23 protein-coding genes are annotated in these 23358 nt (G+C 70.2%); 7 read left to right on the top strand and 16 right to left on the bottom strand.

Annotated features, from left to right (window positions below):
- Nucleotides 1-193: 193 nt before the first annotated feature.
- Nucleotides 194-2587, bottom strand: a complete 2394-nt coding sequence (locus tag ACFWV3_RS10690; protein WP_382410567.1) for a DNA translocase FtsK 4TM domain-containing protein — start codon at nt 2585-2587, stop codon at nt 194-196.
- Between the two features lie 148 nt (nt 2588-2735).
- Between ACFWV3_RS10690 and ACFWV3_RS10685 the strand changes: the two genes are divergently transcribed.
- Entirely contained in the window at nt 2736-3479 is a 744-nt protein-coding gene (locus ACFWV3_RS10685; protein WP_382411317.1) for a lysophospholipid acyltransferase family protein, read from the top strand.
- Here the strand turns inward: ACFWV3_RS10685 and ACFWV3_RS10680 are convergent.
- Nucleotides 3376-4056: a hypothetical protein gene (locus tag ACFWV3_RS10680; protein WP_382410565.1), complete on the bottom strand. Its 681-nt coding sequence runs from the start codon at nt 4054-4056 to the stop codon at nt 3376-3378. The two genes, ACFWV3_RS10685 and ACFWV3_RS10680, sit on opposite strands and share 104 nt — an antisense overlap.
- A gap of 48 nt (nt 4057-4104) precedes the next feature.
- Nucleotides 4105-6876, bottom strand: a complete 2772-nt coding sequence (locus ACFWV3_RS10675) for a BTAD domain-containing putative transcriptional regulator (protein WP_382410563.1) — start codon at nt 6874-6876, stop codon at nt 4105-4107.
- Between the two features lie 137 nt (nt 6877-7013).
- Here ACFWV3_RS10675 and ACFWV3_RS10670 point away from each other — a divergent pair, with 137 nt between their 5' ends.
- Nucleotides 7014-7628 carry a class I SAM-dependent methyltransferase gene (locus tag ACFWV3_RS10670; RefSeq protein WP_382410561.1) on the top strand — a complete coding sequence of 205 codons (615 nt, stop codon included), beginning with the start codon at nt 7014-7016 and terminating at the stop codon, nt 7626-7628.
- Between the two features lie 69 nt (nt 7629-7697).
- Here the strand turns inward: ACFWV3_RS10670 and atpB are convergent, their stop codons facing one another.
- The 8 genes from atpB to thyX form a co-directional block, all read right to left on the bottom strand.
- Nucleotides 7698-8501, bottom strand: coding sequence for a F0F1 ATP synthase subunit A (atpB, locus tag ACFWV3_RS10665; protein WP_382410559.1), 804 nt, complete (start codon nt 8499-8501; stop codon nt 7698-7700).
- A gap of 127 nt (nt 8502-8628) precedes the next feature.
- Nucleotides 8629-10308 (bottom strand): ribonuclease J, encoded by a 1680-nt coding sequence (locus ACFWV3_RS10660; protein ID WP_382410557.1) that lies wholly within the window; start codon nt 10306-10308, stop codon nt 8629-8631.
- Nucleotides 10305-11201, bottom strand: coding sequence for a 4-hydroxy-tetrahydrodipicolinate synthase (dapA, locus tag ACFWV3_RS10655; protein ID WP_382410555.1), 897 nt, complete (start codon nt 11199-11201; stop codon nt 10305-10307). Before dapA ends, ACFWV3_RS10660 begins: the two co-directional genes overlap by 4 nt.
- Nucleotides 11202-11220: 19 nt before the next feature.
- Nucleotides 11221-11832, bottom strand: coding sequence for a TIGR03085 family metal-binding protein (locus ACFWV3_RS10650; RefSeq protein ID WP_382410553.1), 612 nt, complete (start codon nt 11830-11832; stop codon nt 11221-11223).
- 25 nt (nt 11833-11857) lie between these two features.
- Entirely contained in the window at nt 11858-12271 is a 414-nt protein-coding gene (locus ACFWV3_RS10645) for a hypothetical protein (protein ID WP_382410551.1), read from the bottom strand.
- Nucleotides 12272-12273: 2 nt separating this feature from the next.
- Nucleotides 12274-13716, bottom strand: coding sequence for a serine/threonine-protein kinase (locus tag ACFWV3_RS10640; RefSeq protein ID WP_382410549.1), 1443 nt, complete (start codon nt 13714-13716; stop codon nt 12274-12276).
- 70 nt (nt 13717-13786) lie between these two features.
- Nucleotides 13787-14188, bottom strand: coding sequence for an ACT domain-containing protein (locus ACFWV3_RS10635; RefSeq protein WP_382410547.1), 402 nt, complete (start codon nt 14186-14188; stop codon nt 13787-13789).
- A 4-nt stretch (nt 14189-14192) separates the two neighbouring features.
- The gene (gene thyX, locus ACFWV3_RS10630) at nt 14193-14897 is read right to left on the bottom strand and encodes an FAD-dependent thymidylate synthase (RefSeq protein WP_382410545.1); all 705 of its coding nucleotides are present in this window, start codon (nt 14895-14897) and stop codon (nt 14193-14195) included.
- A gap of 67 nt (nt 14898-14964) precedes the next feature.
- Here thyX and ACFWV3_RS10625 point away from each other — a divergent pair, with 67 nt between their 5' ends.
- Both ACFWV3_RS10625 and ACFWV3_RS10620 read left to right on the top strand, forming a co-directional pair.
- Nucleotides 14965-15480: a toxin-antitoxin system HicB family antitoxin gene (locus tag ACFWV3_RS10625; protein ID WP_382410543.1), complete on the top strand. Its 516-nt coding sequence runs from the start codon at nt 14965-14967 to the stop codon at nt 15478-15480.
- Nucleotides 15481-15485: 5 nt separating this feature from the next.
- Nucleotides 15486-16427: a DUF4097 domain-containing protein gene (locus ACFWV3_RS10620; protein ID WP_382410541.1), complete on the top strand. Its 942-nt coding sequence runs from the start codon at nt 15486-15488 to the stop codon at nt 16425-16427.
- Between the two features lie 31 nt (nt 16428-16458).
- On the opposite strand, the gene ACFWV3_RS10615 is transcribed toward ACFWV3_RS10620, so the two are convergent.
- From ACFWV3_RS10615 to ACFWV3_RS10605, 3 genes are read right to left on the bottom strand one after another with little or no spacing between them, the layout of a single operon-like run.
- Nucleotides 16459-16953, bottom strand: coding sequence for a hypothetical protein (locus ACFWV3_RS10615; protein WP_382410539.1), 495 nt, complete (start codon nt 16951-16953; stop codon nt 16459-16461).
- A gap of 18 nt (nt 16954-16971) precedes the next feature.
- A complete protein-coding gene (locus ACFWV3_RS10610; protein ID WP_382410537.1) occupies nt 16972-17580 on the bottom strand; it encodes a TetR family transcriptional regulator in 609 nt (202 codons plus the stop codon).
- Between the two features lie 5 nt (nt 17581-17585).
- On the bottom strand, nt 17586-18569 hold the full coding sequence (locus ACFWV3_RS10605) for an aldo/keto reductase (RefSeq protein ID WP_382410535.1): 984 nt from the start codon (nt 18567-18569) through the stop codon (nt 17586-17588).
- A gap of 131 nt (nt 18570-18700) precedes the next feature.
- On the opposite strand from ACFWV3_RS10605, the gene ACFWV3_RS10600 reads away from it, so the two are divergent.
- The gene (locus ACFWV3_RS10600) at nt 18701-19243 is read left to right on the top strand and encodes a helix-turn-helix domain-containing protein (protein ID WP_382410533.1); all 543 of its coding nucleotides are present in this window, start codon (nt 18701-18703) and stop codon (nt 19241-19243) included.
- Entirely contained in the window at nt 19240-20109 is an 870-nt protein-coding gene (locus ACFWV3_RS10595) for an SRPBCC domain-containing protein (RefSeq protein WP_382410531.1), read from the top strand. The genes ACFWV3_RS10600 and ACFWV3_RS10595 overlap by 4 nt, the downstream gene beginning before the upstream one ends.
- Before the next feature lie 178 nt (nt 20110-20287).
- Here ACFWV3_RS10595 and ACFWV3_RS10590 read toward each other — a convergent pair whose 3' ends face one another.
- Both ACFWV3_RS10590 and ACFWV3_RS10585 read right to left on the bottom strand, forming a co-directional pair.
- Nucleotides 20288-20785, bottom strand: a complete 498-nt coding sequence (locus ACFWV3_RS10590) for a hypothetical protein (RefSeq protein WP_382411316.1) — start codon at nt 20783-20785, stop codon at nt 20288-20290.
- 30 nt (nt 20786-20815) lie between these two features.
- Nucleotides 20816-21358 carry a GNAT family N-acetyltransferase gene (locus tag ACFWV3_RS10585; RefSeq protein WP_382410529.1) on the bottom strand — a complete coding sequence of 181 codons (543 nt, stop codon included), beginning with the start codon at nt 21356-21358 and terminating at the stop codon, nt 20816-20818.
- A 70-nt stretch (nt 21359-21428) separates the two neighbouring features.
- Here ACFWV3_RS10585 and ACFWV3_RS10580 point away from each other — a divergent pair, with 70 nt between their 5' ends.
- The gene (locus ACFWV3_RS10580; RefSeq protein ID WP_382411315.1) at nt 21429-22634 is read left to right on the top strand and encodes a winged helix-turn-helix domain-containing protein; all 1206 of its coding nucleotides are present in this window, start codon (nt 21429-21431) and stop codon (nt 22632-22634) included.
- The last annotated feature ends 724 nt before the right edge of the window (nt 22635-23358 follow it).

The raw sequence follows: 23358 nt of genomic DNA, 5'->3' as shown, positions 1-23358 counted from the left end.
CGTCAGCTCGGCTTCCCGGTCAGAAGGGGCCCGGCGGCGGCACGGCATCCTGATCAACGGGGACCCTGCGGCAGCTCGGCTTCCCGATCACGACGAGCCCTCCGGCAACTCGGGTTTCCACCCCAGAAGGCCCTGCGGCAGCTCGGGTTCCCGGTCCCGCAGAGCCTTCTCGAGCGAGGAACGACCGGAGGCCCTACTCCTCGTCCTCCGGCCCGCCACCCCCGCGCATCAGGTAGACCACCGACTCCAGCTCGTCCGGCTTGATCAGCACCTCACGCGCCTTCGAGCCCTCCGACGGCCCCACGACACCGCGCGTCTCCAGCAGGTCCATCAGCCGGCCGGCCTTCGCGAACCCGACGCGGAGCTTGCGCTGCAGCATCGACGTCGAGCCGAACTGCGACGTCACGATCAGCTCGGTCGCCTGCACCAGCAGCTCCAGGTCGTCGCCGATGTCGGCGTCGATCTCCTTCTTCTCGCCCGCCTTCTGCGACGTGACGCCGTCGGTGTACTCGGGCTGCGCCTGGTTCTTGGTGAAGTCGACGATCTGCGAGATCTCCTCGTCGCCGACGAACGCGCCCTGGATGCGCACCGGCTTGCCCGCGCCCATCGGCAGGTACAGGCCGTCGCCCATGCCGATCAGCTTCTCGGCGCCGGGCTGGTCGAGGATGACCCGCGAGTCGGTCAGCGAGGACGTCGCGAACGCCAGCCGCGACGGCACGTTGGTCTTGATCAGGCCGGTGACCACGTCGACGGACGGGCGCTGCGTCGCCAGCACCAGGTGGATGCCCGCGGCACGGGCCTTCTGCGTGATGCGGACGATCGCGTCCTCGACGTCGCGCGGCGCGGTCATCATCAGGTCGGCCAGCTCGTCGACGATCGCCATGATGTACGGGTACGGCCGGTAGACGCGCTCGGAGCCGGGCGGCGCGGAGATCTCGCCGGACTTCACCTTGCGGTTGAAGTCGTCGATGTGGCGCACCCGGTTGACCTGCATGTCCTGGTAGCGCTGCTCCATCTCCTCGACCAGCCACGCCAGCGCCGCCGCGGCCTTCTTCGGCTGCGTGATGATCGGCGTGATCAGGTGCGGGATGCCCTCGTACGGGGTGAGCTCGACCATCTTCGGGTCGATCAGGATCATCCTGACCTCGTCCGGCGTCGCGCGGGCGAGCAGCGACACCAGCATCGAGTTCACGAACGACGACTTGCCGGACCCCGTGGAACCCGCGACCAGCAGGTGCGGCATCTTCGTCAGATTCGCGGTGACCATGTGGCCCTCGATGTCCTTGCCCAGGCCCACCACCATCGGGTGCGTGTCCTTGAGCGTGGACGGCGAGCGCAGCACGTCGCCCAGGCGCACCATCTCGCGGTCGCTGTTGGGGACCTCGATGCCCACCGCGGACTTGCCGGGGATCGGCGCGAGCAGGCGGACGTTGTCGGTGGCGACGGCGTAGGCGATGTTCTTGGTCAGCGCGGTGATCTTCTCGACCTTCACGCCGGGGCCGAGCTCGACCTCGTAGCGGGTGACCGTCGGGCCGCGAGTGAAGCCGGTGACCTGGGCGTCGATCGAGAACTGGTCCAGCACGCCGGTGATGGCCTCGATCATCTGGTCGTTGGCCTTGCTGCGGGCCTTCGGCGCGTCGCCGTCCTTGAGGATCCCGGGCGGCGGCAGCTGGTAGTCGCCCTCGACCGCGCGCACCGCCATGGCCGGGGCGGCAGCAGCGGCGGCGGCCTTCTTCTCCTTCTGCACCGGAGACCTGGGAGCGGGTTCCGGCTCCTCCAGCGGGAGCTCGGCCTGCGGCTCCTCCTCGGCGACGGTCTCCGCGGTCTGGCGGCGGCGCGACGGACGGCGCAGGCGCGCCGGCTTCGGCTCCTCCTGGACCGGTTCCTCGTCGTCCGCGGGATCGAGGGTGCGCTCGCGGTGCACGAGGGCGCGAAGTCGTTGCGGCACCTCGCGAACCGGCCAGTGCAGCACGCACAGCAGACCGAAGACGAAGATCAGCAGGAGCAGCGGCCCGGCGACCCACGGCGTGAGGCCCTGCGCGAGGAACCCGCCGGCCAGGTACCCCAGCGCGCCACCCGCGTCACGGCGGGCGACCGGGTCCATCGGCAGGCCGCCGATCAGGTGGAACATGCCGAGCACGCCGATGGTCATCAGCACGCCGCCGACGACGAGCCGGAACCGCTCCTCGGGCTTCGAGTCCGTGCGCATCAGCGTCACGCCGATGCCGAGCAGCACGACCGGGACGATCACCGCCGGGAACCCGACGGAGCTGCGCACGGCGACGTCGACCCACTGGCCGACCGGTCCGCCCGCCTGCCACCAGACGCCCGCACCGGTGATGAACGCGAGCGCGATCAGGAACAGGCCGAGGCCGTCGCGCCGGTGTTCGGGTTCGAGGCCCTTCGTGCCGGTGATCGCACGGACCACGCTGCCGACACCACGTCCCAGACCGCCCCACACGGCGCTGATCGCGCCGCCGCTCCTGCGCGGAGCGGGCTTTCTGGACGCGGTGGATCGCGCCCGCGGCTTCGCTGGTGCTTTGCCGCGTGACGTGGTCTTTCTCGAAGTCCCTGTACGCCCGGCCATGTCTACAAGGTAGTCCCTTGCGCCTCACCAGCCTCGTTTGCAACCGGGACGCGCGCGAAACCTCATGGTTCACCGGATCGGGCACGGCGTCCGGACGACACGCCGTACGCTGCGCGGCGTGTCCACACCGCTTTTCTGGCGCGTGCTCATGGTGGTCGACCGGGGCCTGATCGCGCTGACTGGCAAGCTCGAGGTATCGGGCGACATCCCGCCGGAGCTCGTCGGCAAGCCGTTGCTGCTGGCGTCCAACCACATCGGCAACCTCGACCCGATGGTGCTCATCGCGGCGTGCCGCAAGATCGGCGTCAACCCGCGGTTCATGCTGGCCGGCGGGCTGCTCGACGCCCCGGTCATGGGCCCGGCCCTGAAGGCGTGCGGTCACCTGCGCGTCGACCGGCGGTCGGCGAACGTCGGCGAGGCGATGCACCGGGCCGTCGAGGCGTTGAACGAGGGCGGCGACCCGATCGCCGTCTACCCCGAGGGCAAGATCACGCTGGACCCCGGCATGTGGCCGGAGCGCGGCAAGACCGGTGTCGCCCGCATGGCGCTCGGCGGCGGCATCCCGGTGGTCCCGATCAGCCAGTGGGGCGCGCACGAGGCCGTGTACTGGGGCAACCTGAGCGTCGGCGGGTGGAGGGACCTCCTGCCGTACCTGACGTCGTGGCTGCGCGCGGTGCGCAGGCGGCCGACGTTCAAGGTCCACTTCGGCAAGCCCGTCGAGCTGTCGGACCTCAGGGCCGAGACGATGGGCGACGCCCGCCGCGCCCACGAGCGGATCATGCTCGCCATCACCGAGGGCCTGGTGCCGTTGCGCCTGGACGAGCCGGACGCGCCGAAGTTCCACGACCCGACGCGCCCGACGACCGGGTCCTCGCCCTGGCGGCCAGCCTGATCGCATAGGCGATCACCGTGACCAGCATGAACAACGGTCTCGGGCCACCGCTGTAGAGGCTGAGCGCGAAGTCGGCCACCGGCACGACCAGTGCCAGGACGAACGCGGCCGTGCTCGCCGTGGGCAGCTTGACCTTCGGGTCCGCCCATGGCGTGCGGCCCCACGGCTTGGCCACGCTCAGCCACGTCTGGAACGCGATCGCGCTGATCATCAGCGCGGTGCCCACCGGCATCCACGGCGAGACGTGCCCGTGCGCGGCCGCTGCGAGGTTGTCGCTCAGGATGAAGATGCCGACGTACAGCTGGACGACGGTGATCACGAACTTCGCGAGCACCCACCAGTGCCGGAAGTAGCCCCACGGCGTCGTCGCGCTGAGCATGAACCCGCTGAACGCGCTGACGTTCGCCATCACCGCGAGCACCTGGTGGTCGAGGAAGCGCGCCATCTCGAACGCCTTCACGTCACCCGAATCCATGCCGTACAGCACCAGCGCCAGCAACGCGACGGCCTGGCTCAGCCAGCCGACGGACGTGACGACGTGCAACCACACCACCAGAGTTCGCGCGCGCTTCTGCATGACATGTAGCTTGCCTACATATCAAGCCACGCACATCAGGGATCGCCCCTAAGAGAGCTCGTGCAGCCGTGCGCGGACGTCCGGCATCAACGGGTGGTCGTAGTCCTCGTAGATCGTCAACGCCTCCAGCAGGTGCGTCCGCGCCACCTCCGGCTGCCCCGCACTCGACTCCCCCACGCCGTGCAACGCCTCCGCGAGGCTCTTGCGGTCGCCGAGCACGCGCAGGAAGCCGACCGCCTCACGGAACGAGTCGCGCGCCTCGACCCGTTGACCGAGCTTCAGCCGTGCCCAGCCGATGCTCACCAACGCCATCGCCTTGGCGTGCACCGCGCCGTTCGCGTCCATCACCTCGAACGCCCTGCGTGCCGCCGCCAGCGACTCCTCGTGCCGCCCGGCCAGCCGCAGGATGTCGCTCAGGAACAGTCGCGTGCCGCCCTCCCCGAACCACGACCCGACCTCGGCGTGCCGGTCCAGCGCCTCGCCGAACCTCTCGACGGCCAGGTCGAACCGGCGCAGGCCGCCGTACGCCATGCCCAGGCCGGTGAGGCTCCACGCGGCACCGACGCGGTCGTCGATCTCGCGCCGGATCGCCAGCGCGCGGTCGAACAGTTCGAGCGCGTCGGCGAACCGCTGACCGCGGAACGCGGCGAGCCCTTGACCGTGCACCGCCCACGCACGTGCGGCCTGGTTGCCGTCACGCGCGGCCGTCCGTTCGGCGACGCGGTACGAGCGGGTCCACTCGTCCAGGGCACTCGACACGATGAAGTAGTTCCACAACGCGACCGGGATCTGCCACGCCGCGGGCGAGTGCTCGTCCTCGGCGAGCCTCGTCACCGCCAGCAGGTTCGCGGACTCGGTGCGACACCAGGTGAACGCCTCGTCGTGCGAGGTGAAGTCCTGAGTGGACAGTGGCGGCAGCAGGAACGCCGGGTGGTCCGGTGGTCCGATCATCGCCCCCGCGGCGTTCGCGGTGCCGGAGTACCACCGCAGCAGGCGTTTCACGGCCTCGTCGCGGCCGTCGGGCGACTCCTCGGTGGCGCTGAGCTCCGTGGCGTACAGGCGGAGCAGGTCGTGCAGGCGGAACCGGCCGCGCGCGACCTCCTCGATCATGTGGCCGCCCGCCAGGACGTCGAGCAACGTCCGCGCCCGCGACACCGGTACGCCCGCCAGCGCGGCGACGGCGGCCAGGCTGATCTCCGCGCCCGGATGCAGGCCGATCAGCCGGAACGCCCTGGCGGCATCGGGTTTGAGGGCCAGGTACGACCACGAGAACGCCGCGCGCACGGCCGTGTCCTCGTCGTCGCCCGTCGCCAGCACGTTCAACCGGTCGCGCTCGTCGGCCAGGTCACCGGCGAGGTCGGCCAGCGTGAGGTGCGGGCGGGTGACCACGCGTTCGGCCGCGATCCGCACCGCCAGCGGCAGGTGCCCGCACAGCTCGACCAGCTTCGCGGCGGCAGCGGGTTCGGCCTCGACGCGGTCCGGCCCCACCGCGGACGTCAGCAGCGCCAGGCCCTCGTCGCGGGTGAGCGTCGACAACGTCACCGAGTGCGCGCCGTCCCTCGCGACGAGCCCGCCGAGGTGGTTTCGCGACGTGACGAGCACCATCGACGACGACCGCCCCGGCAGCAGCGGACGGACCTGGTCGGCCAGCCGCGCGTTGTCGAGCAGCACCAGAACCCGCTTGCCCGCGAGCACACTGCGGTACAGCGCGGACTTCGCCGCCAGGTCGTCCGGCACGCGTTCGGCAGGTACCCCGAGGCTCTGCAGCAACTGGTGCAACGCCGCGGCGGGCTGCACCGGCGGTGACGAGGCGTCGAACCCGCGCAGGTCGACGTGCAGCTGCCCGTCGGGGAAGCGGGAGGCCACCTGGTGCGCGAAGCGGACCGCGAGCGCGGTCTTGCCGACGCCACCGGTGCCGGTGATCACGACGAGCGCCGGCGAGTGGTCGCGCGGCACGACCTCGGCGAGCTTCGCGAGCTCCTTCTCCCGGCCGGTGAAGTCGCGGACCTCGTGCGGCAGCTGCACGGGAACGAGGACGGGCGCGACGGGTTCGGGCTGTGGGTCGTGCCGCCCGGCGAGCAGTTGTTCGTGCAGGCGGCGCAGCTCCGGGCCGGGCTCGATGCCGAGCTCCTCCACCAGGACGCGGCGCAGGTCGGTGAAGACGGCCAGCGCCTCCGCCTGTCTGCCCCCGCCGTACAGCGCGGACATCAACAGCCCGTGCAGCCTCTCCCGCAACGGATGCGCGCTGACCAACGTGGTGAGCTCCGCCGCCACCTCCGCCTCACGCCCGACGGAGAGCATCAACGCCGCACGCTGCTCCACGGCCGTGAGCCGCAGTTCGGCCAAACGCGCGCGTTCGACCGCGGCGAACGGACCGGGCACGCCGTCGAGCGCGATTCCCCGCCACAGCCCCAGAGCGAGGTCGAACGCGGCGATCGCCTCGGCCGGTTCGTCGCGCAGCCGCCCGGCCTCGTCGAGGTAGGTGCGGAACACGGCGGCGTCGGTGCTGCCGGGCGGAAGCCTCAACAGGTAACCCGAATCCGTCGACAGCAGCACCGAGCTCGGTGCGCGCGAAGCCCTTCCCGGTTCGAAGAGCCGCCGCAGCCCGGCGACGTAGGTGTGGATGCCGTTGTCCGCGCTCGCGGGCGGCTCGTCGCCCCAGACCGCGTCGATCAGCTCGCTGCGGGACACGACGTGGTTGGCGCGCAAGGCGAGGACGGCCAGCACAGCCCTCTGCCGCGGCGGCCCGAGGGTGAGCTCGTGACCGTCGAGCGTCGCGGCGAGCGCGCCCAGCAGACTGACGCGCAACTCGTTCTGCACTTCTCGTCCCACTCCGTCGCTGTCCGCAGTCGGGTAGCAACCTATCGTCAGGAATCGTCCAGAAGCCATCCAGAAGCCGTGCAGACCGGTTCTCCACACTTCACTCAGGTGGATTGGGCCGAAATGAGGGGGCGGGGATGAACGCGGCCGAGGTCTTCGACACGCTCGGACTGGAGTACCAACGGGCGTGGTCGCACCAGCCCGCGCTGCACGGCACCCTCGCGTGGTTCTCCGCCACCCAGCCCGCCGGTTCGCGCGTGCTCGACATCGGTTGCGGCACAGGCGTTCCGGTGGCGCGCACGCTGGCGAAGGCGGGCATGCGGGTCACCGGCATCGACGTCTCCCCGGTGATGGTCGACATCGCGGCCCACCAGGTCCCCGACGCGACGTTCCACAAGATCGACGTCCGCGACTTCGAGTCGCCGGCCGGGTCGTGGGACGTCATCTGCGCCGTGTTCTCGTTGCTGCAGATGCCCCAGGCCGAGATCATCCGGACCCTCGGCCAGATCTCGGCGTGGCTGCGGCCGGGCGGCCACTTCTTCCTCGCCACCGTGCCGATCGACGTCGAGCAGGTGACGCTGCCCTGGATGGGGCAGGAGATCGAGGTGTCGTCGTTCTCCGAGGAGAACCTCGAGTCCCACCTCGGTGACGTGGGCTTGCGGGTGGTGCGCCGGAGCCGTCCGGTGTTCACCCCCTCGTTCCCCGGCGCGACGCCCGAGGAGTCGCTGCACCTGGTGTGCCAGCGCCCGTAGGTGGCCGGCGAACGGGCTGTGCCTCGGCATCCCTGGTCCGAGGCACAGCCCGGGGTTCGCCGGGCGGGGTCAGTGCTGCTCCGCCAGCGCCCGCCCGATGAAGTGCGCCGACAGCAGCGCGAAGATGTAGGCCTGCAACACCTGCACCAGCGCCTCCAGGAAGAACAGCGCGATCGCGAGCGCGAACCCCAGCACCGACACCGGTTTCAGGTAGATCGGCGCGGTGAGGAGCAGGAACTCGCTGCCGAGCGTGAACACCAGGATCAGCAGGTGGCCCGCGAACATCGCCGCGAACACCCGGATCGCGAGGTTCACCGGGTCGAAGAAGAACTTCAGGATCACCTCGGTCGGGATCAGCAGCCCCCACAGCACCGGCTTCGGCACGTCCGGGATGACGAACTGGTTGCGCAGGTAGCCCTTCAGCCCGAACTTGCGGATCCCCACGAAGTGGTAGAGCGGGAAGATGACCAGCAACGCGACGGCCGCCGGGAACCCGCTGTGCGTGAAGGTCGGGAACTGCACGAACGGGATCAGCCCGTAGAGGTTGTTCACCAGCACGAAGCAGAAGATGCTGACGATCAACGGCACGTACGGCGCGAACTCCTTCGCGCCGATCTGCTCCCGCGCGATGGTGTTGCGGCCGAAGTCGTAGACCGACTCGGCGGCGAACTGCCAGCGCGACGGGACCAGCTTCATGCTCCTGGTGGTGACCAGGAAGAACGTCAGGACGATCACCACCGACAGGACCAGCAGGGCCTGCGGCTTGGTCACCGAGAAGTCGAACGGCAGCCCGAACGGCTCGTGCCAGGTGAAGATCGGCGGTAGGAGGATGTCTTCCTTGCCCGGCGGGGAGAAGACGTCGTCAGCGGCCATGAGGCGAACCCCCTCGTCCATGGTCTGGGACCAAACCTTACCGAACGAAGGCGGCGCAGATCACAGCGGGATCACGACAACGGCCTGCTGTCACCCGAAGGTGTCAGCAGGCCTCCTGTGAGGAAGATCAGACCGGGATGACCGTCGGCACGATCATCGGCCGGCGGCGGTAGGTCTCCGCCACCCAGCGCCCCACCACCCGGCGCACGGCCTGCGCCACGCGGTGCGTGTCGGTGATGCCCTCGGCCTCGGTGCGCGCCAGCTCCATCTCCACCAGCGGCACGACCTGGTCCAGCGCCTTCGGGTCGTCGGAGAACCCGCGCCCGGAGATCGTCGGCGACGACACCGGCCTGCCGGTCGCGGTGTCGATGGCGACGGAGATCGAGATGAACCCGCCCTCGCCCAGCACCAGGCGGTCGGACAGGGTCGACTCGCCGACGTCGCCGACGGACAGGCCGTCGACGTAGACGTGGCCCACCACGACGCGGCCGGACACCGCCGCCTTGCCGTCCACCAGGTCGACGACGACGCCGTCCTCGGCGATCACGACGTGGTCCTCGGCGACACCGGTGGCCACGGCCAACGCGGCGTTCGCGCGCAGGTGGCGCCACTCGCCGTGCACCGGCATCACGTTCGACGGCCGGACGGCGTTGTAGAGGAACAGCAGCTCGCCCGCCGGGGAGTGGCCGGACACGTGGACCTTGGCGTTGCCCTGGTGCACCACGGTCGCGCCGAGCTTGGCCAGGCCGTTGACAACGTTGAAGACCGCGTTCTCGTTGCCGGGGATCAGCGACGACGCGAGGATCACCGTGTCGCCCTCGCGGATCGAGATCTGCCGGTGCTCGCCGCGGGCCATCCGCGACAACGCCGACAGCGGCTCGCCCTGCGACCCCGTCGACACGAAGAGGACCTCGTCCTCGTGCATCCGCATGGCCTCGTCGAGGTCGACGAACAGGCCGTCGGGCACGTTCAGGAAGCCCAGGTCCGAGGCGATGCCCATGTTGCGCACCATCGAGCGGCCCACGAACGCGACCTTGCGCTTGTACTGCACGGCGACGTCGAGCACCTGCTGCACGCGGTGCACGTGCGAGGCGAAGCACGCGACGATGACCCGCTGGTCGGCCTTGCGGATCACGTTCTCCAGCACGGGGCCGATCTCGCGCTCGGGCACCACGAAGCCGGGCACCTCGGCGTTGGTCGAGTCGACCAGGAACAGGTCGACGCCCTCGTCGCCCAGGCGGGAGAACCCGGCCAGGTCGGTCAGGCGGCCGTCGAGCGGCAGCTGGTCCAGCTTGATGTCACCGGTGTGGAGCACGAGCCCGGCCGGCGTGCGGATGGCCACGGCCAGCGCGTCCGGGATCGAGTGGTTGACGGCGAAGAACTCGAGGTCGAACGGCCCGAACGGGTGCCGCTCGCCCTCCTTCACCTCCACCAGCCGGGGGTTCTGGCGGTGCTCCTTGCACTTCGCGGCGAGCAGCGCCAGCGTGAAGCGGGAGCCCACGACCGGCACGTCGGGGCGGAGCTTCAGCAGGAACGGGACCGCGCCGATGTGGTCCTCGTGGCCGTGCGTGAGGACGATGGCGTCGATGTCGTCGAGCCGGTCCTCGATGGCGCGGAAGTCGGGCAGGATCAGGTCCACGCCCGGCTGGTCGTCTTCGGGGAAGAGCACGCCGCAGTCGACGACGAGCAGCCGGCCGGCGTGCTCGAAGACGGTCATGTTGCGGCCGACCTCGCCGATTCCGCCGAGTGCGACGACGCGGAGGCCGCCTTCCGGCAGTGCGGGTGGCAGTTCGGTCGATTGGGTCACGCGTTGACTCCCAGTTCGGCCGCGATGGCCTCGATGTCCTCGGCCGCGGCCGGCACCAGCGGCAGACGGGGTTCCCCCACGTCCAGTCCGCGCAGGCGCAGCGCAGCCTTCGTGTACGTCACGCCGGGAACCCGGCGGAAGGGTCGCAACAACGGCAGCAGCGACTCGTGGATCTCCTTCGCTCGCACCACGTCACCCGACTCGAAGGCGTCGGCCATGTCGCGGAGGCGGTCCGCGGCGAGGTGGCCGATGACGCTCACGAACCCGACGGCGCCCACGGACAGCCACGGCAGGTTCAGCGGGTCGTCACCCGAGTAGTAGGCGAGGTCGGTGCTCGCGATCACCCGGCTGCCCGCGTGCAGGTCGCCCTTGGCGTCCTTCACGGCGAGGATCCGCGGGTGTTCTGCCAGGCGCAGCAGGGTGTCGACCTCGATCGGCACGACCGCGCGCGGCGGGATGTCGTAGAGCATCACCGGCAGCCCGGAGGCGTCGGCGACGGCGGTGAAGTGCGCGAGCAGGCCCTCCTGCGGCGGCCGCGAGTAGTACGGCGTCACGACGAGGACGCCGTGCGCGCCGGCCTTCTCGGCCTGCTGCACCAGGTGGATGCTGTGCGCGGTGTCGTAGGTGCCCGCACCGGCGACCACGGTCGCCCGGTCGCCCACGGCCTCCACGACGGCCGTGAGCAGCGCGGCCTTCTCGCGGTCGGTCGTCGTGGGGCTCTCCCCGGTCGTGCCGTTGACGACCAGGCCGTCGTTGCCCAGGTCCACCAGGTGTTTCGCCAGTTCCTGAGCCTGGGCGAGGTCGACCTCGCCGCGCGCGTCGAACGGCGTGACCATGGCGGTGAGAACGCGGCCGAACGGGCGGCTCGGCGCTGCGTACGGGCTTGCAGGCATGCGCAGAAACTACCCGAGTTCAGACACTTCGGTTCAACGACCGCACTCGTGCCACCGCGTCGGCGTCGCCGCTGTACTCCACCCTGGCCTCGTCACGCCCGAACGCGAGCATCACGAGCTCGGGCACCTCGCCGGTGATCACCACACCGTTCGCGCCCTGCTTGGCGACGACGTGCTCACCGTCGGGACGCACCAGCGTCACCCCCACCGGAGACGACTTGTACGTCATGCGCGCGGTCAACGGCAGCGCCTTCCACAGCACTGCCTCGCGATGACCGTCGTACGGCCGTGGCTCCCAGTCGGTCTGTGCGCGGCGCACGTCCTCGTGGTGCACGAAGTACTCGACGGTGTTGATGAGGTCGTCGACCGGCTTGATCCAGAACGGCGGCGTGCGCACGAGGTCGAGCAGCTCGCTCCACGCCTTGTGCGCGTAGTCCTGCTGCACCTTCTCCGTCCACTTCGCGAATGCGGGCAGCACGATGCCCGGCGCCGTGTCGGGACGCCGTTCGCGGATCGCGAGGTGCGCGGCGAGGTCCTTGGTCAGCCACGTGCCGCACAACGTGGGCGCGTCCGGGCCGAGCTCGGTCATGAGGTCGACGAGCGCCTTGCGCTCGTCACGGGCAAGACTCACGACCCCATTCCACCACAGCCGGGCGTCAGGCCTCGTTCGGCTGGTAGCAGCCGGCGAACCCCGCGGGCTTGGACGAGCTGTCGGCCAGCAGCTTGACCACCTGGTCGCGCTTGAGGTTCTCCGGGTAGCCGGGCCAGTCCGGTTCCTGCCCGTTGACGTGCAGCTCGTCGAGCCAGTAGCCGGACTGCCCTGAGACCTTGGCCATCTCGAGGTCGCAGCCCTTCACCCGGACCATCACCTCGATGATCTTCTCCGAGGACTTGACCATGCGCTTGCCGATCTTCTTGGACTTCTTCTCGGTCTCGGTGCTGGGCTCGCCGGGGTTGCTGAACCCGGCGGCCTTGAGCTCGGAGACGAACTTGTCCTCGTTGTTCGCGCACGCCGTCAACGCGGCCGCGCAGCCGAGAACGAGCAGGACGGGCAGGATCCGTCGCTTCACTGTCAGTTGTCCTTCTTCGCGCTGATGGTGCCGTCCAGTTTGCTGCCGTCCGCGGCCGACGCGATGCACCAGATCTTGCGCTCGGCGTTGCCGCTCTTGTCCTTGCGCCAGGCGTTCTCGCCGGGGACGAGCGTGGTGAGCTTGAGCTTCGCGCCGTCCTTGACGAACTCCGACTTCAGGGTCATCTCGCAGCGGGAGACGCCGAGGCTCGTCAGCGAGTCGAGGCCGGGGTAGGCCGCGTCGGGGTAGTTGGACACGACGGGCAGCGTGTCGATCACGTCGAACACCTCGAAGTCGTGCGGCTTGTCGCACTCCTCGCGGCTGTCGGAGTTGAGCAGCTTGGCCGGGGCGACCTCGCCGAGGCCGCACGTGTTCTCGTACAGGCCGAAAACCGGGATCTGGCCACCCTCGCCGTACGTCAGCGCCTGGCTGCCGCTGCTGCCGCCGGGAGTGGTGAACGCCCGGTGCGCGAAGATGCCGCCGGTGAACGCCGCCGCGGCGATGACGACCGCGGCCACCGCGGCGATGATGCGGTTGCGCTTCTTCTTCGCCGGGCTGACCGCAGCGGGCTGCTGGTAGTGCTGCGTCTGGACCGGCGCGATGCCGGTGGGAGGCGTCGGCTGGTTGCCGATGCTGCCGAGCATGGCGCGGGCCTGCGGGCCGGACAGCCTGGCGTTCGGGTCGGCGATCAGCAGACCGGTGATCACGGCGCCGAGCACGCCGGTCGCCCTGGTCAGCCGCGGCGTCTCGCTCATGATCGCGTGCAGCGTCGAGGCCGTGGAGGAGCGCTCGAACGGGCTCCAGCCCTCGACGGCGTAGCAGAGGGTCGCGCCCAGTGCCCACAGGTCGGACGCGGGTCCGGCCTCGTGGCCGTGGATGCGCTCCGGCGACATGTACGCGGGCGAGCCGATGAGGCTGCCGCTGGTCGTGAGGCGCGGGTCGTCGACGGCCTGGGCGATGCCGAAGTCGGTGAGCTTGACCTTGCCGTCCGGGCGGACCATCAGGTTGCCGGGCTTCACGTCGCGGTGCACGATCCCGGCCTGGTGCGCGGTCTCCAGCGCGGACAACGCCTGCAGCGCGATCGACACGACCTGGTTCGGCGGCATCGGGCCGTGCGTGCTGATCAACGTCGACAGCGTCGCCGCCTCGACCAGCTCCATGACGATGTACGTGGTGCCGTTCTCGTTGATGGCGTCGTACACCGTCACGACGGCGGGGTCGTTGAGCTTGCCCGCGGTGCGCGCCTCACGCAGGGCGCGCTCCTCGAGGATGCGGCGCTCCTCGTGCGCGATGCCGTCCGGCAGGTGCAGTTCCTTGATCGCGACATAGCGCCCGATGTGCCGGTCCTGGGCACGCCAGACGATGCCCATGCCGCCGCGGCCGAGCTCGGCCACCAGGGCGTACCTGCCCGCGATGACGCGCGGTTCGACTGCCTGTCCGTGCACCTGCACTCCTACAACCTGGGAACCGAGGGCGTTGACGGTACTTCAGACCCGCCACCTGGAGGATCGGTTCCTAGACTTCCGGTGCTACAACCAGTTCGTGACCTGCGGCACGCAACGCCACGACGGCGCGCCCGAGGTCGGCCTGCTTCACGAGCAGGTGGTCGGTGTCGTAAGTGGACAGCGCGAACAGCGAGACGCCGGCGGCGGCCAGCTCCCCCGCGAGAGCGGCCATGATGCCGGTGAGCGTGAACTCCAGCGGGCCGCGCACGGTCAGCAGCCGCCAGCCCTTCTCGGCGCTGCCGTCGCCGATCGCGAACGACGACGGCGCGATGATCGACACCTCGTCCGGCGTCCTCGTCACCGAGACGAGCACGTCCGCGAGGTCGAGCAGCCCGGCGGGAACTCCAGCGTCCGGTGCCAGGCGCGTGACCGAGTACTCGCCGGGACGGACGTCGACGATGAGCCGCTTCATGCCCTCAGCCTTCAACCACCAGCGGGCTGGAGGCAACTTCTGTGCCGTCCGGGAGTGTCGAGACCACGAAGTCCGCGAACGCGTTCGGCGCCGCCTTCACCAGCTCGCGCAGACAGGCCACGGCGAGCTCGCGCAGCTCGACGTTGATGTGCTCGGTCGCGCGCATCGCGATGAAGTGCCGCCACGAGCGGTAGTTGCCGGTCACGACGATCTCGGTGCCGGTGGCGTTGGGCAGCACGGACCGGGCGATCTGCCGGGCGCGCCGGCCGTTCACGGACTTCTCCAGGCTGTGCACGAGGTCCTCGTACGCCTTCAGGCTGGCCTCGGTGGCGGCGACGAACCGCGCGTGCAGCTCGGGGTCCTCGGCGATCAGCGCCGGCTCGACGACGTCGGTCGGGTCGGTGCGCTGGGAGAGCTGCGAGTACGAGAAGTGCCGGTGCCGGATCAGCTCGTGGGTGAGCGAGCGGGGCAGCTCGGTCAGGTAGAGCGTGGCGCTGCCGTGCTCGAACGCGGCGAGGTGCCCGACGTCGAGCAGGTGGTGCAGGAACGTCGCGTTGGTGTTGGTCATGGGGTTCGAGCGGTCCCACGACTGGTAGCACGCGCGGCCGGCGAACTCGACGAGCGCCGCACCGCCGTCCGCGTCGGTCGTCCACGGCACGTCGTCCGGCGGGATGAACTCGGTCTTGGCCACCAAACGCACTCTCGGCATGGCCCGACAGTAGCTCTGATGTCAGGTGGTGGTTGCACGATGTCGCAGGTGACGTCATAGTGGTGTCATGGATCTGTCGCCGTACATCGCGTCACTGCGCGAGGACCTGGCGACGGCCGCATCTGCGGGGGATGAGAACACCCGTCGAACGGCCGCCGCGTTGTCCGCAGCGCTCGAGCCAGCCGCGCGACTGGCAATCATGAACGCACTGTCCGACCTGGCCGCGGAGGTCACCGCCTCCCTGGACGGCCAGGTCGTGGACGTCCGCCTGGCCGGTCGTGACGTCCAGGTGGTCGTCACCGGGTCGGCCGAGCCGGAGCCGGAGCCCGCCCCGCGTCACGAGGTGCCGCAGTTCGGCGCCGGTGACGCCACGGGTGACATCAGCCGCATCACGCTGCGCATGATCAACGAGCTCAAGTCGAAGGCCGAGGCCGCCGCGGCGGCCCAGGGCGTGTCGCTGAACTCGTTCATCCAGCAGGCCGTCGGGGGCGCGGTGCACGGCAAGCACAAGCATCACGGGCACAAGGGGTGGAGCGGGAACACGGGCTCCGGCTCGCGGGTCCGCGGATGGGTGCAGGGGTGAGCGGGATGACCGAACCGAACGAGGAGACCGGACCGGCGGAGTCCGCCGAGCCGGCCGAGACCGCGCAGCCGGGTGTGGTGCGCCGGCAGAGCTTCGAGTTCGCCGGGGTGGCCGAGATCGACATCTCGCTGCTCAGCGGCAGGGTGCAGGTGAAGCTGACCGACGAGCCGGGCGTGCACGTCGAGGTGCGGCACGACCCGAGCGCGGCCAACTCGTGGACCGAGGGCCTGTCCAACGTGCTGAGCTGGGTCAGCGGCCAGTTCGGCGACAAGTCCGCGCCGGCCGCCGCCGGCCCGGAGGAGGCCGTGCGCGAGGCCCGCGTGGAACTGCTGGGCAACCGCTTGCGCATCGAGTCGTCGAAGGCGCTGCCGCTGCGCGCGGTGCCGTTGTCCGTGGTGGTGTCGGCCCCCGCCGGGTCGCACGTGTCGTCGCGGACCGGTGCGGCCGACGTCGTCGTGACGGGTGGCGCCGGCAGGCTCGACCTGACCACCGGCACCGGCACGGTGTCCGCGGACCGGGCGACCGGCGAGGCGAAGGTGAGCTCGGGCGCGGGCACCGTCCGGCTCGGCACGATGCTGGGCTCGCTGAAGGCCAAGACCGGCGGCGGCGACGTCGAGGTGTCGTCGATCGGCGGCACGAGCTCGGTGGTCACCGGGACCGGCGACGTGTGGCTGGGCGCCGTGCAGGCCAACGTCCAGGTGCGCACCGGCAGCGGTGACCTGACCGTGGCCGACGCCGCCGCGGGCGAGATCCAGCTCGGTACGGGCTCCGGCCACATCCGCGTCGGCGTCCGCCAGGGCACGCTCGCGCGCATCGACCTGGTGTCGACGTCGGGCACCGCCCGCAGCGACTTCGACGTGTCGGCCGAACCGCTGGGCACCGCCTCGCTGACGGTCACGGGCCGCACCGGCAGCGGCAACGCGCTGGTGACCGCCGCCACGAACTGACCGGGGGGTCGGATGGGGACGACGTCCCCGGTCAGGGCTCCTGGAACGGTTTGGAGCCACCGGGGACGTCGTCCGGGAAGATCGGGCACCGGATCTCGCCGGTGAGGAACTTCCTGATGAAGCTCGAGAACGTCCCGTCGTAGGACCAGCTCTGCCGCAGGTCCGTGATCACGACGGTCCACTCGTCCGGCTCGCCGCGGGTGTACCAGAGGCAGTGGTCGTTGTTCACCGTCACGCCCCACGGCAGCAACCCCGGCGACTCCGGGTGCACGCGCAAGCCTGGTTGTCTTCGCAGCGCGCGCAGGACCTTGGGCGTCTGCGACATCCAGTTCAGGAACGGCGCCCGCGCGGCCGGATGCAGGATGCGGACGTAACCGCCGACGATCAGCGGTGGGTAGGCCTCGACGAGGTGCACGTAGTCGGCCGGGAGCGCTGTTCCCACCCGTGCGTTGACCGTGTCCCAGTCAACCGGGTCGGGACGCCGTTCTGGCGCTCCCAGCAGATCGATCCACTCGTCAGGCGGCACCGTTCACCTCCGGGACCCTCAAGCATCGCCTGTGGCACTCGGAACTCGGTTGTACCGCAGTCCACCGACGACCAGTGAGACCACGGCGTCGAACTCGTCCCGGATGTGAGGATTCCCCCACTCCCGGGCGTGAGCCGGGTGGTGGAACATCAGGGTCGCGTCCCACACCGCCTGCGCCGTCCTGCCGACGTCGTCCGCCGCGAACTCGCGGGTTTCCACTCCCGCCGAGATGATGCTCGCGATCATCCCCACGAGGATCGCGACGTGGTCCTCCACGACGCCGCTGCTCTCGTTGGCGAGGGTCTTGAACGTCGTGAACAGCTCCACGTCGTCGGTGTGCGAGCGCCTCTTGTTGTCGAAGAGCTTCTGCAGCCAGGTCCTGAGCACCTCGGCGGCGGTGACGCCCTCCCCGAACGAGGGCGCCATCTCCTCGTGGATCGCGCTGAGCCAGCGCCTGGTCACGGCCTCCCGCAGGGCGGCCTTGGTCGCGAAGTGGCGGTAGACGCTGCCGTGGCTGACCCCGAGCGCCTTGGCGACGTCGACCACCGTCGCCTTGGCGGGCCCGTACCTGCGCAGCACCTCTTCGGTAGCCACGAGGATCGCCTCCGCGGTCAACGCCTCCGCCACTGCACTCACCTCTCGCTGTCCAGCATCGCCATCTGCGCGGCCGCGTAGCGCGTGCCGGCTGCGGCCCCGACGGGAACGACGGCCTCGATCTCGGCCAGCTCCCGCTCGGTGAACGTCACGTCGACGGCACCGACCGCCTCCTCAAGCCTCGCACGCTTGGTCGTGCCGACCAGAGGCACCACGTCCTCACCGCGCGAGGCGACCCAGGCGATGGCGAGCTGCGCGACCGTGACGCCCTTGGCCTGCGCGATCTCGGCGAGCTTGGTGACGAGGTCCTGGTTGCGGGTGAAGTTCTCGCCCTGGAACCGGGGCGCGGAGCCGCGGTAGTCGCCCGCACCGAGGGTGAGCGGCGTGGACGAGATCAGGCCGCGCGACAGCACGCCGTACGCCGTGATGCTGATGCCGAGCTCGCGGGTGGTCTGCAGGATCTCCCGCTCGACGTTGCGCTCCAGCAGGCCGTACTCGATCTGCAGGTCGGCGATCGGGTGCACGGCGTGCGCCCGGCGGATGGTCTCCGCGCCGACCTCGCTCAGGCCGATGTGCCGGACGCGGCCCTTCTCGATCTGCTCGGCGATGGCGCCGATGGTGTCCTCGATCGGGACGGCCGGGTCGAGTCGCGCCGGCCGGTAGACGTCGACGTGGTCGGTGCCGAGCCGCTGCAACGAGTAGGCGAGCGAGTTGGCCACCGCGATCGGCCGGGAGTCGAACCCGAGGAACGCGCCGTCGGCGTCGCGCATGCCGCCGAACTTGACGCTGAGCTGCACCTCGTCCTGGCGGCCCTTGACTGCCTCGGCGACGAGCAGCTCGTTGTGGCCCTGCCCGTAGAAGTCACCGGTGTCGAGCAGCGTGACGCCCGCGTCGAGTGCCGCGTGGATCGTCGCGATGCTCTCGTCCCGGTCGGCCGGGCCGTAGGCGTTGGACATGCCCATGCAGCCCAGGCCGATGGCGGACACGACCGGACCGGTGGCGCCGAGCTGACGCTTCTGCATTTCGAATCCCTTCGTCGTTCTTCGGTAACTCCCACACTGCCCGATGGACTGACAGATTTCAATATCTGTCAGCTCATCATTTGTCAGCAGTGTTGACAAAAAAGTTTTGAACGTTCAAAGTGTTTTTTGCGATGAGAGACGTGATCTACCTGGACCGGATGGAGCAGGCCGAGACCCTGCTCAAGCCGCAGCGCGTGGAGGTGCTGCGGCAGCTCGCCGCGCCGCGTTCGTGCACCGAGGTCGCCGAGGTGCTCGACCAGACGCCGCAACGCGTGCACTACCACGTGAAACAGCTGGTCAAGGCCGGTCTGGCCACCCAGGTCGCCGAGCGCAGGGTGCGCGGCGTCCAGGAGGGCCTCTACCAGGCCGTGGCGCGGTCGTACTGGCTGTCGCCGCGGCTCGTGGGCCGGCTCGGCTCGCGGGACGAGCTGGTGCTCGGCCACCTCGTCGACCTCGCGGAGCAGATCCAGGTCGACGTGGCGGCCCTGGACCGTTCGAGCGAGCTGCCGTCCGTGGGCGTGTCCGGGGAGATCCGGGTGCGGCCCGAGGAGCGCGCGGAGTTCCTGGCCGAGCTGCAGAACACGCTGCAGGACCTGTTCACCAGATATGGCGGCGCGGAAGGGGATGCGTTCCGCATCGCGCTCGCCTGCTACCCCAAGGGAGACAACCGATGAGCACTGGAACCGTCCGAGTTCGCACGTCCGCCAGCCCCGCCCGCATCTTTCGGGCGCTCACCGACGCCGACGACCTGCGTACGTGGCTGGCCGAGCACGCCCACGTGGACCTGGAGGGCGGTGAGTACGAGTTCTGGGGCCGCTACACACCCGAGGGCGAGCGTGGCCGACAGAAGCTGTTGGAGGCGACTTCTTCTTCGGTGCGCTTCTCGTGGTTGTTGTTCGGCACCGAGTACACGGTCGAGCTGAGCGTCGAGGAACGCGACGGCGAGACGTTGATCGCCGCGACGCAGTCCCCGTACCCGACCTGGGGCCAGGGTGAGGACCGCGACGAGGTCCTCCAGACGTTCTGGCCGCTGGTGCTCGGCAACCTCGTCGAGCTCGTCGAGGGCCGCCCGGTGCTCGGCCTCTGCGACTTCACCTCGCCCGAGCAGCGGTTCGGGTTCGACATCGCGGCACCTCCCGCCGCGATCATCGACGCGCTGACCGATCCCGACGTGTTCGCGCGCTGGTTCGGCGCCCGGATGGAGATCGAGCCGCACGTCGGCGGCCGGTGGTCGATGGGCCCGCTGGCCGACGAGCCGAACCCCGGGAAGGTCCTCGCGCTGGACGAGGAGCACTTCGCGCTGGAGCTCCCCGGCGGCAGCCTGGTGTCGTCGTGGGAGCTCAAGGGCTCCGAGGGCAAGACGCGGCTGACGTTCGTGCAGAGCGGCTTCGACCCGGCGGACCCGCCCTACGGCCCGTGGATGGGCTGGCTGTCCGGCTTCGCGGACCTGCGCCGGATGCTGGAGCTGCCGGACTGGCGGCCGATGTGGCACTCGTACGACCTGCCCGGCCTGCCGGACGGGGTGCTCGTCCTCGAATGATCGGGCGTAGATCAACGGGTGAGAGCCAGATCATCCGGCTCTCACCCGTTTGCGCCTGGTTTTCGCCGGACCGAAATCGATATCTTCGGGGCCGTGCTTGAGTCGGTGCGAGTGGCCGTGGCCGCGGCGTTGATCGCCTTCTCCGTGACGATCGCGGCGTTCTTCAACTACTAGGGCTCTAGAGCCAGGCCATCACGATGGCTGGCGAGGCCGCGAGGATGCTGAACCTCGCGAAGCGCCCCACCATGCCGGTGGCGATGAACATGGTCGTGGACATGCCCGCGAGCCCGGCCAGGACGCTCGTCGCCATGAACGGCGGCACCCCGACCAGCGCGCTCACCCCGTGCGTGCCGGCCATCCAGTTCGGGTGCGCCCGGCACTTGACGTGGATCCACTCGCCCCACCGGTGCATCCGCGTGCCGGGGCCGAACCAGCGGTCGAGTTTCGACGGCTTGTCACGGGGCTTGCGGCGCAGGAACTTCGGCAGGTGGATGTCGCCGCGCGCGGCGTAGAAGTACAGCAGCTTGCCCAGCACCTGGCCGACCGCGACCGAGAGGCCGACGATCCAGAACGACGTGTCCGGCCAGCGCGCGCAGAGTCCCAGCACGAACATCTCGATGCTGATCAAGGGGACTATCGCCGAGCCGAGAGCGACCCCGAAGGTGAGGCCAACCAAGGCGAGCACCCGGCCGAGGCTACACACATCTCACGGGTCGAGCCGGACGGTCAGATCGCCGGACACCCGGATTTCGCGCAACGGACGCCCGCCTGCGTCCAAAGTGCGCACCGTGCCGTCACCCGTCCAGCCCAGTCGTTCGTAGAAGTTCCGCGAGGCCTTGTCCGCCTCCGGCACCCACGCGATGCCCTTGGTCGCGCCGGACTCCCGGAGCTTCCGCGCGACCTCGGCGACGAGCCGCGTGCCGTGCCCGCGCCGCCCCCACCGCGGCTCGACGAGAACGCTGACGAGCGCCGTGGTGGCCGCGTCCGCGGGGAGCGTTCCGTCCGCGTCGGCCACCTCGTCGTCGGGAGCCTTGCCGGCCACGACGAACCCGACCGTCCACTCCCCCTCGGTCGCCTTGAGCACGGCGCCCTGCCCGACGGCCAGCGACCAGGCCTCGTCGGTGTCGAGCGCGTCGAGCACGTCCCCGGGGAGCAGCTCGGCGTAGGCGAGCCGCCACGTCTCCCGGTGGATGCGGACGATCTCCGAAAGGTCAGCAGCGGTGGCGAGGTGCACGCCGGCGTCGGCCATGAGCGCACCTTACTGACGCCACGTCGCGGAATTGTCAGGGGTGCGTGGCAGCATCGCTCCCGTGCAGACGATGAGTGCGGACGTGGCCCGTCGAATCGCCCTGGGCGCCCAGGGTTTCACCGACCTGAGGCCGGCCGCGGCCACCCGCAGGCACCTGCAACGCGTCCTGTCCCGCGTGCAGCTGCTGCAGATCGACTCGGTGAACGTGGCCGTGCGCGCGCACTACATGCCGCTGTTCTCGCGCCTGGGCTCCTACGCACCGTCGCTGCTGGACGAAGCCGCGTGGACGCACTCGTCCCGCAAACCCCGCATGCTCGTGGAGACGTGGGCGCACGAGGCGTCGCTCGTGCCGGTGTTCGACTGGCCGCTGTTCCACTCGGGAGCCAAGAAGCGCGGCTGGTGGCAGAACTACCAGACGATCCTCGACCGCTCACCCCAGCTGGTGGACGACGTCCTGGCCGCCGTGAAGGAGCTCGGCCCGATCGGCGCCGGCACCCTGGAGAAGGCCCTGATGGGCGACCAGGGCCGCGCGAAGGGCCCGTGGTGGGACTGGTCGGAGGTCAAGCGGATCTGCGAGGTCCTGTTCGGCGTCGGCATCCTGACCACCGGCACCCGCCGCTCATTCGAACGACTCTACGACCTGACCGAACGCGTCATCCCGGCCGACGTGCTGGCCCAGAAGTGGGACGCCGACTCCGGCGCCCGCGAACTGGTCCAGCGCTCCGCGGTGGCCCTGGGCGTGGCCACCGAGCCGGACCTGCGCGACTACTACCGCCTGGACCCCAAGCGCTCCCAGTCCGCCGTCGCCGCCCTGGTCGAGGAGGGCGTGCTGGAACCGGTGGCCGTGGAGGGCTGGCGAGGCACCGGCTACCGCCACGTCGCCGCCTCAGCACCCCGCCGCGTGCTGGGCCGGGCCCTGCTCTGCCCGTTCGACCCGCTGATCTGGGAACGCGCCCGCACCGAACGCATCTTCGGCTTCCGCTACCGCATCGAGATCTACGTGCCGGAACCCAAGCGCGTGCACGGCTACTACGTCTTCCCGTTCCTGCTGGACGGCCAACTGGTCGGGCGCGTGGACCTGAAGGCAGACCGCGCCGCCGGCGTGCTGCGCGTGCAGTCGGCGTGGGCGGAACCCGGGGTGGACCGGTCGCGAGTGGCGTTCGAGCTGGCCGGGGAGCTGCAGCACATGGCCGAGTGGCTGGGGCTGGAGGACGTGCTGGTGGTGCAGAAGGGGGATCTGGCGGCGGACCTGATCGCGGCCGTCGTCAACAGCTAGTACCCAGCCCGGAAGTTCTCGGTCTCAACCCGCACCTGGCACCCGCGTACGCAGCCGGTGGCTCCGCCCCGCAGCTCACCCAGGTGCCGCAGCCACATTCGCAAGGTGACCGCAGAACATCGGTTCGGTGCATGCCGACGCAGGAGGCGTGTGCCGGGTCGGCGAAGCCGCGCCGTGAGCACGCACCAAACGGGCAACGCACGCCACCCGACCCCGTCTCCCACCAACGCCGGTCGACTGATCTCGCGTCCCTGCCCGCCAGTCCCACTGACTCTCACGCCTCTGCTGGCCCGCCCACCTCGCAAGCCGGTCGCTCTCGCACTCCTGCCGGCCCGCCCACCCGCAAGCCGACTGACCTCGCGGTCCGTGCCAAGACGTCCGCACCACAGACCGCCAACCCTCGCACCTCTGCTGAATCGCTTGTCCCGCAAGCCGCCGATCTCGCGCCTCTCCAGGATCGCTTGTCCCGCAGCCGCCCGATCTCGCACCTCTGCGAGCCCGCCCGCCCCGCAAGCCGACCGATCTCGCGCCCCTGCCGGGACACCTGTCGCGCAGGCCGCCTGATCCTCACGCCCCCACCAACCCGCGCGCCCCGCAAGCCCCCGCCCTCACACCGCTACCAGCCCGCGCACCCCCACAAGCCACCCGGCCGCCCCGCCGACTCACCCCACAGCCCGACCGCCCCCAGCCCTGCGCGCATGCTGACGCAGGGGTCCCCCCGAAC

The sequence above is a fragment of the Lentzea sp. NPDC059081 genome, assembly GCF_042738015.1.
In the GTDB taxonomy this organism is placed as follows: Bacteria; Actinomycetota; Actinomycetes; order Mycobacteriales; family Pseudonocardiaceae; genus Lentzea.
The sequence above is the reverse complement of the archived record's forward strand: the minus strand, read 5'-3'. Positions and strand labels throughout refer to the sequence as shown.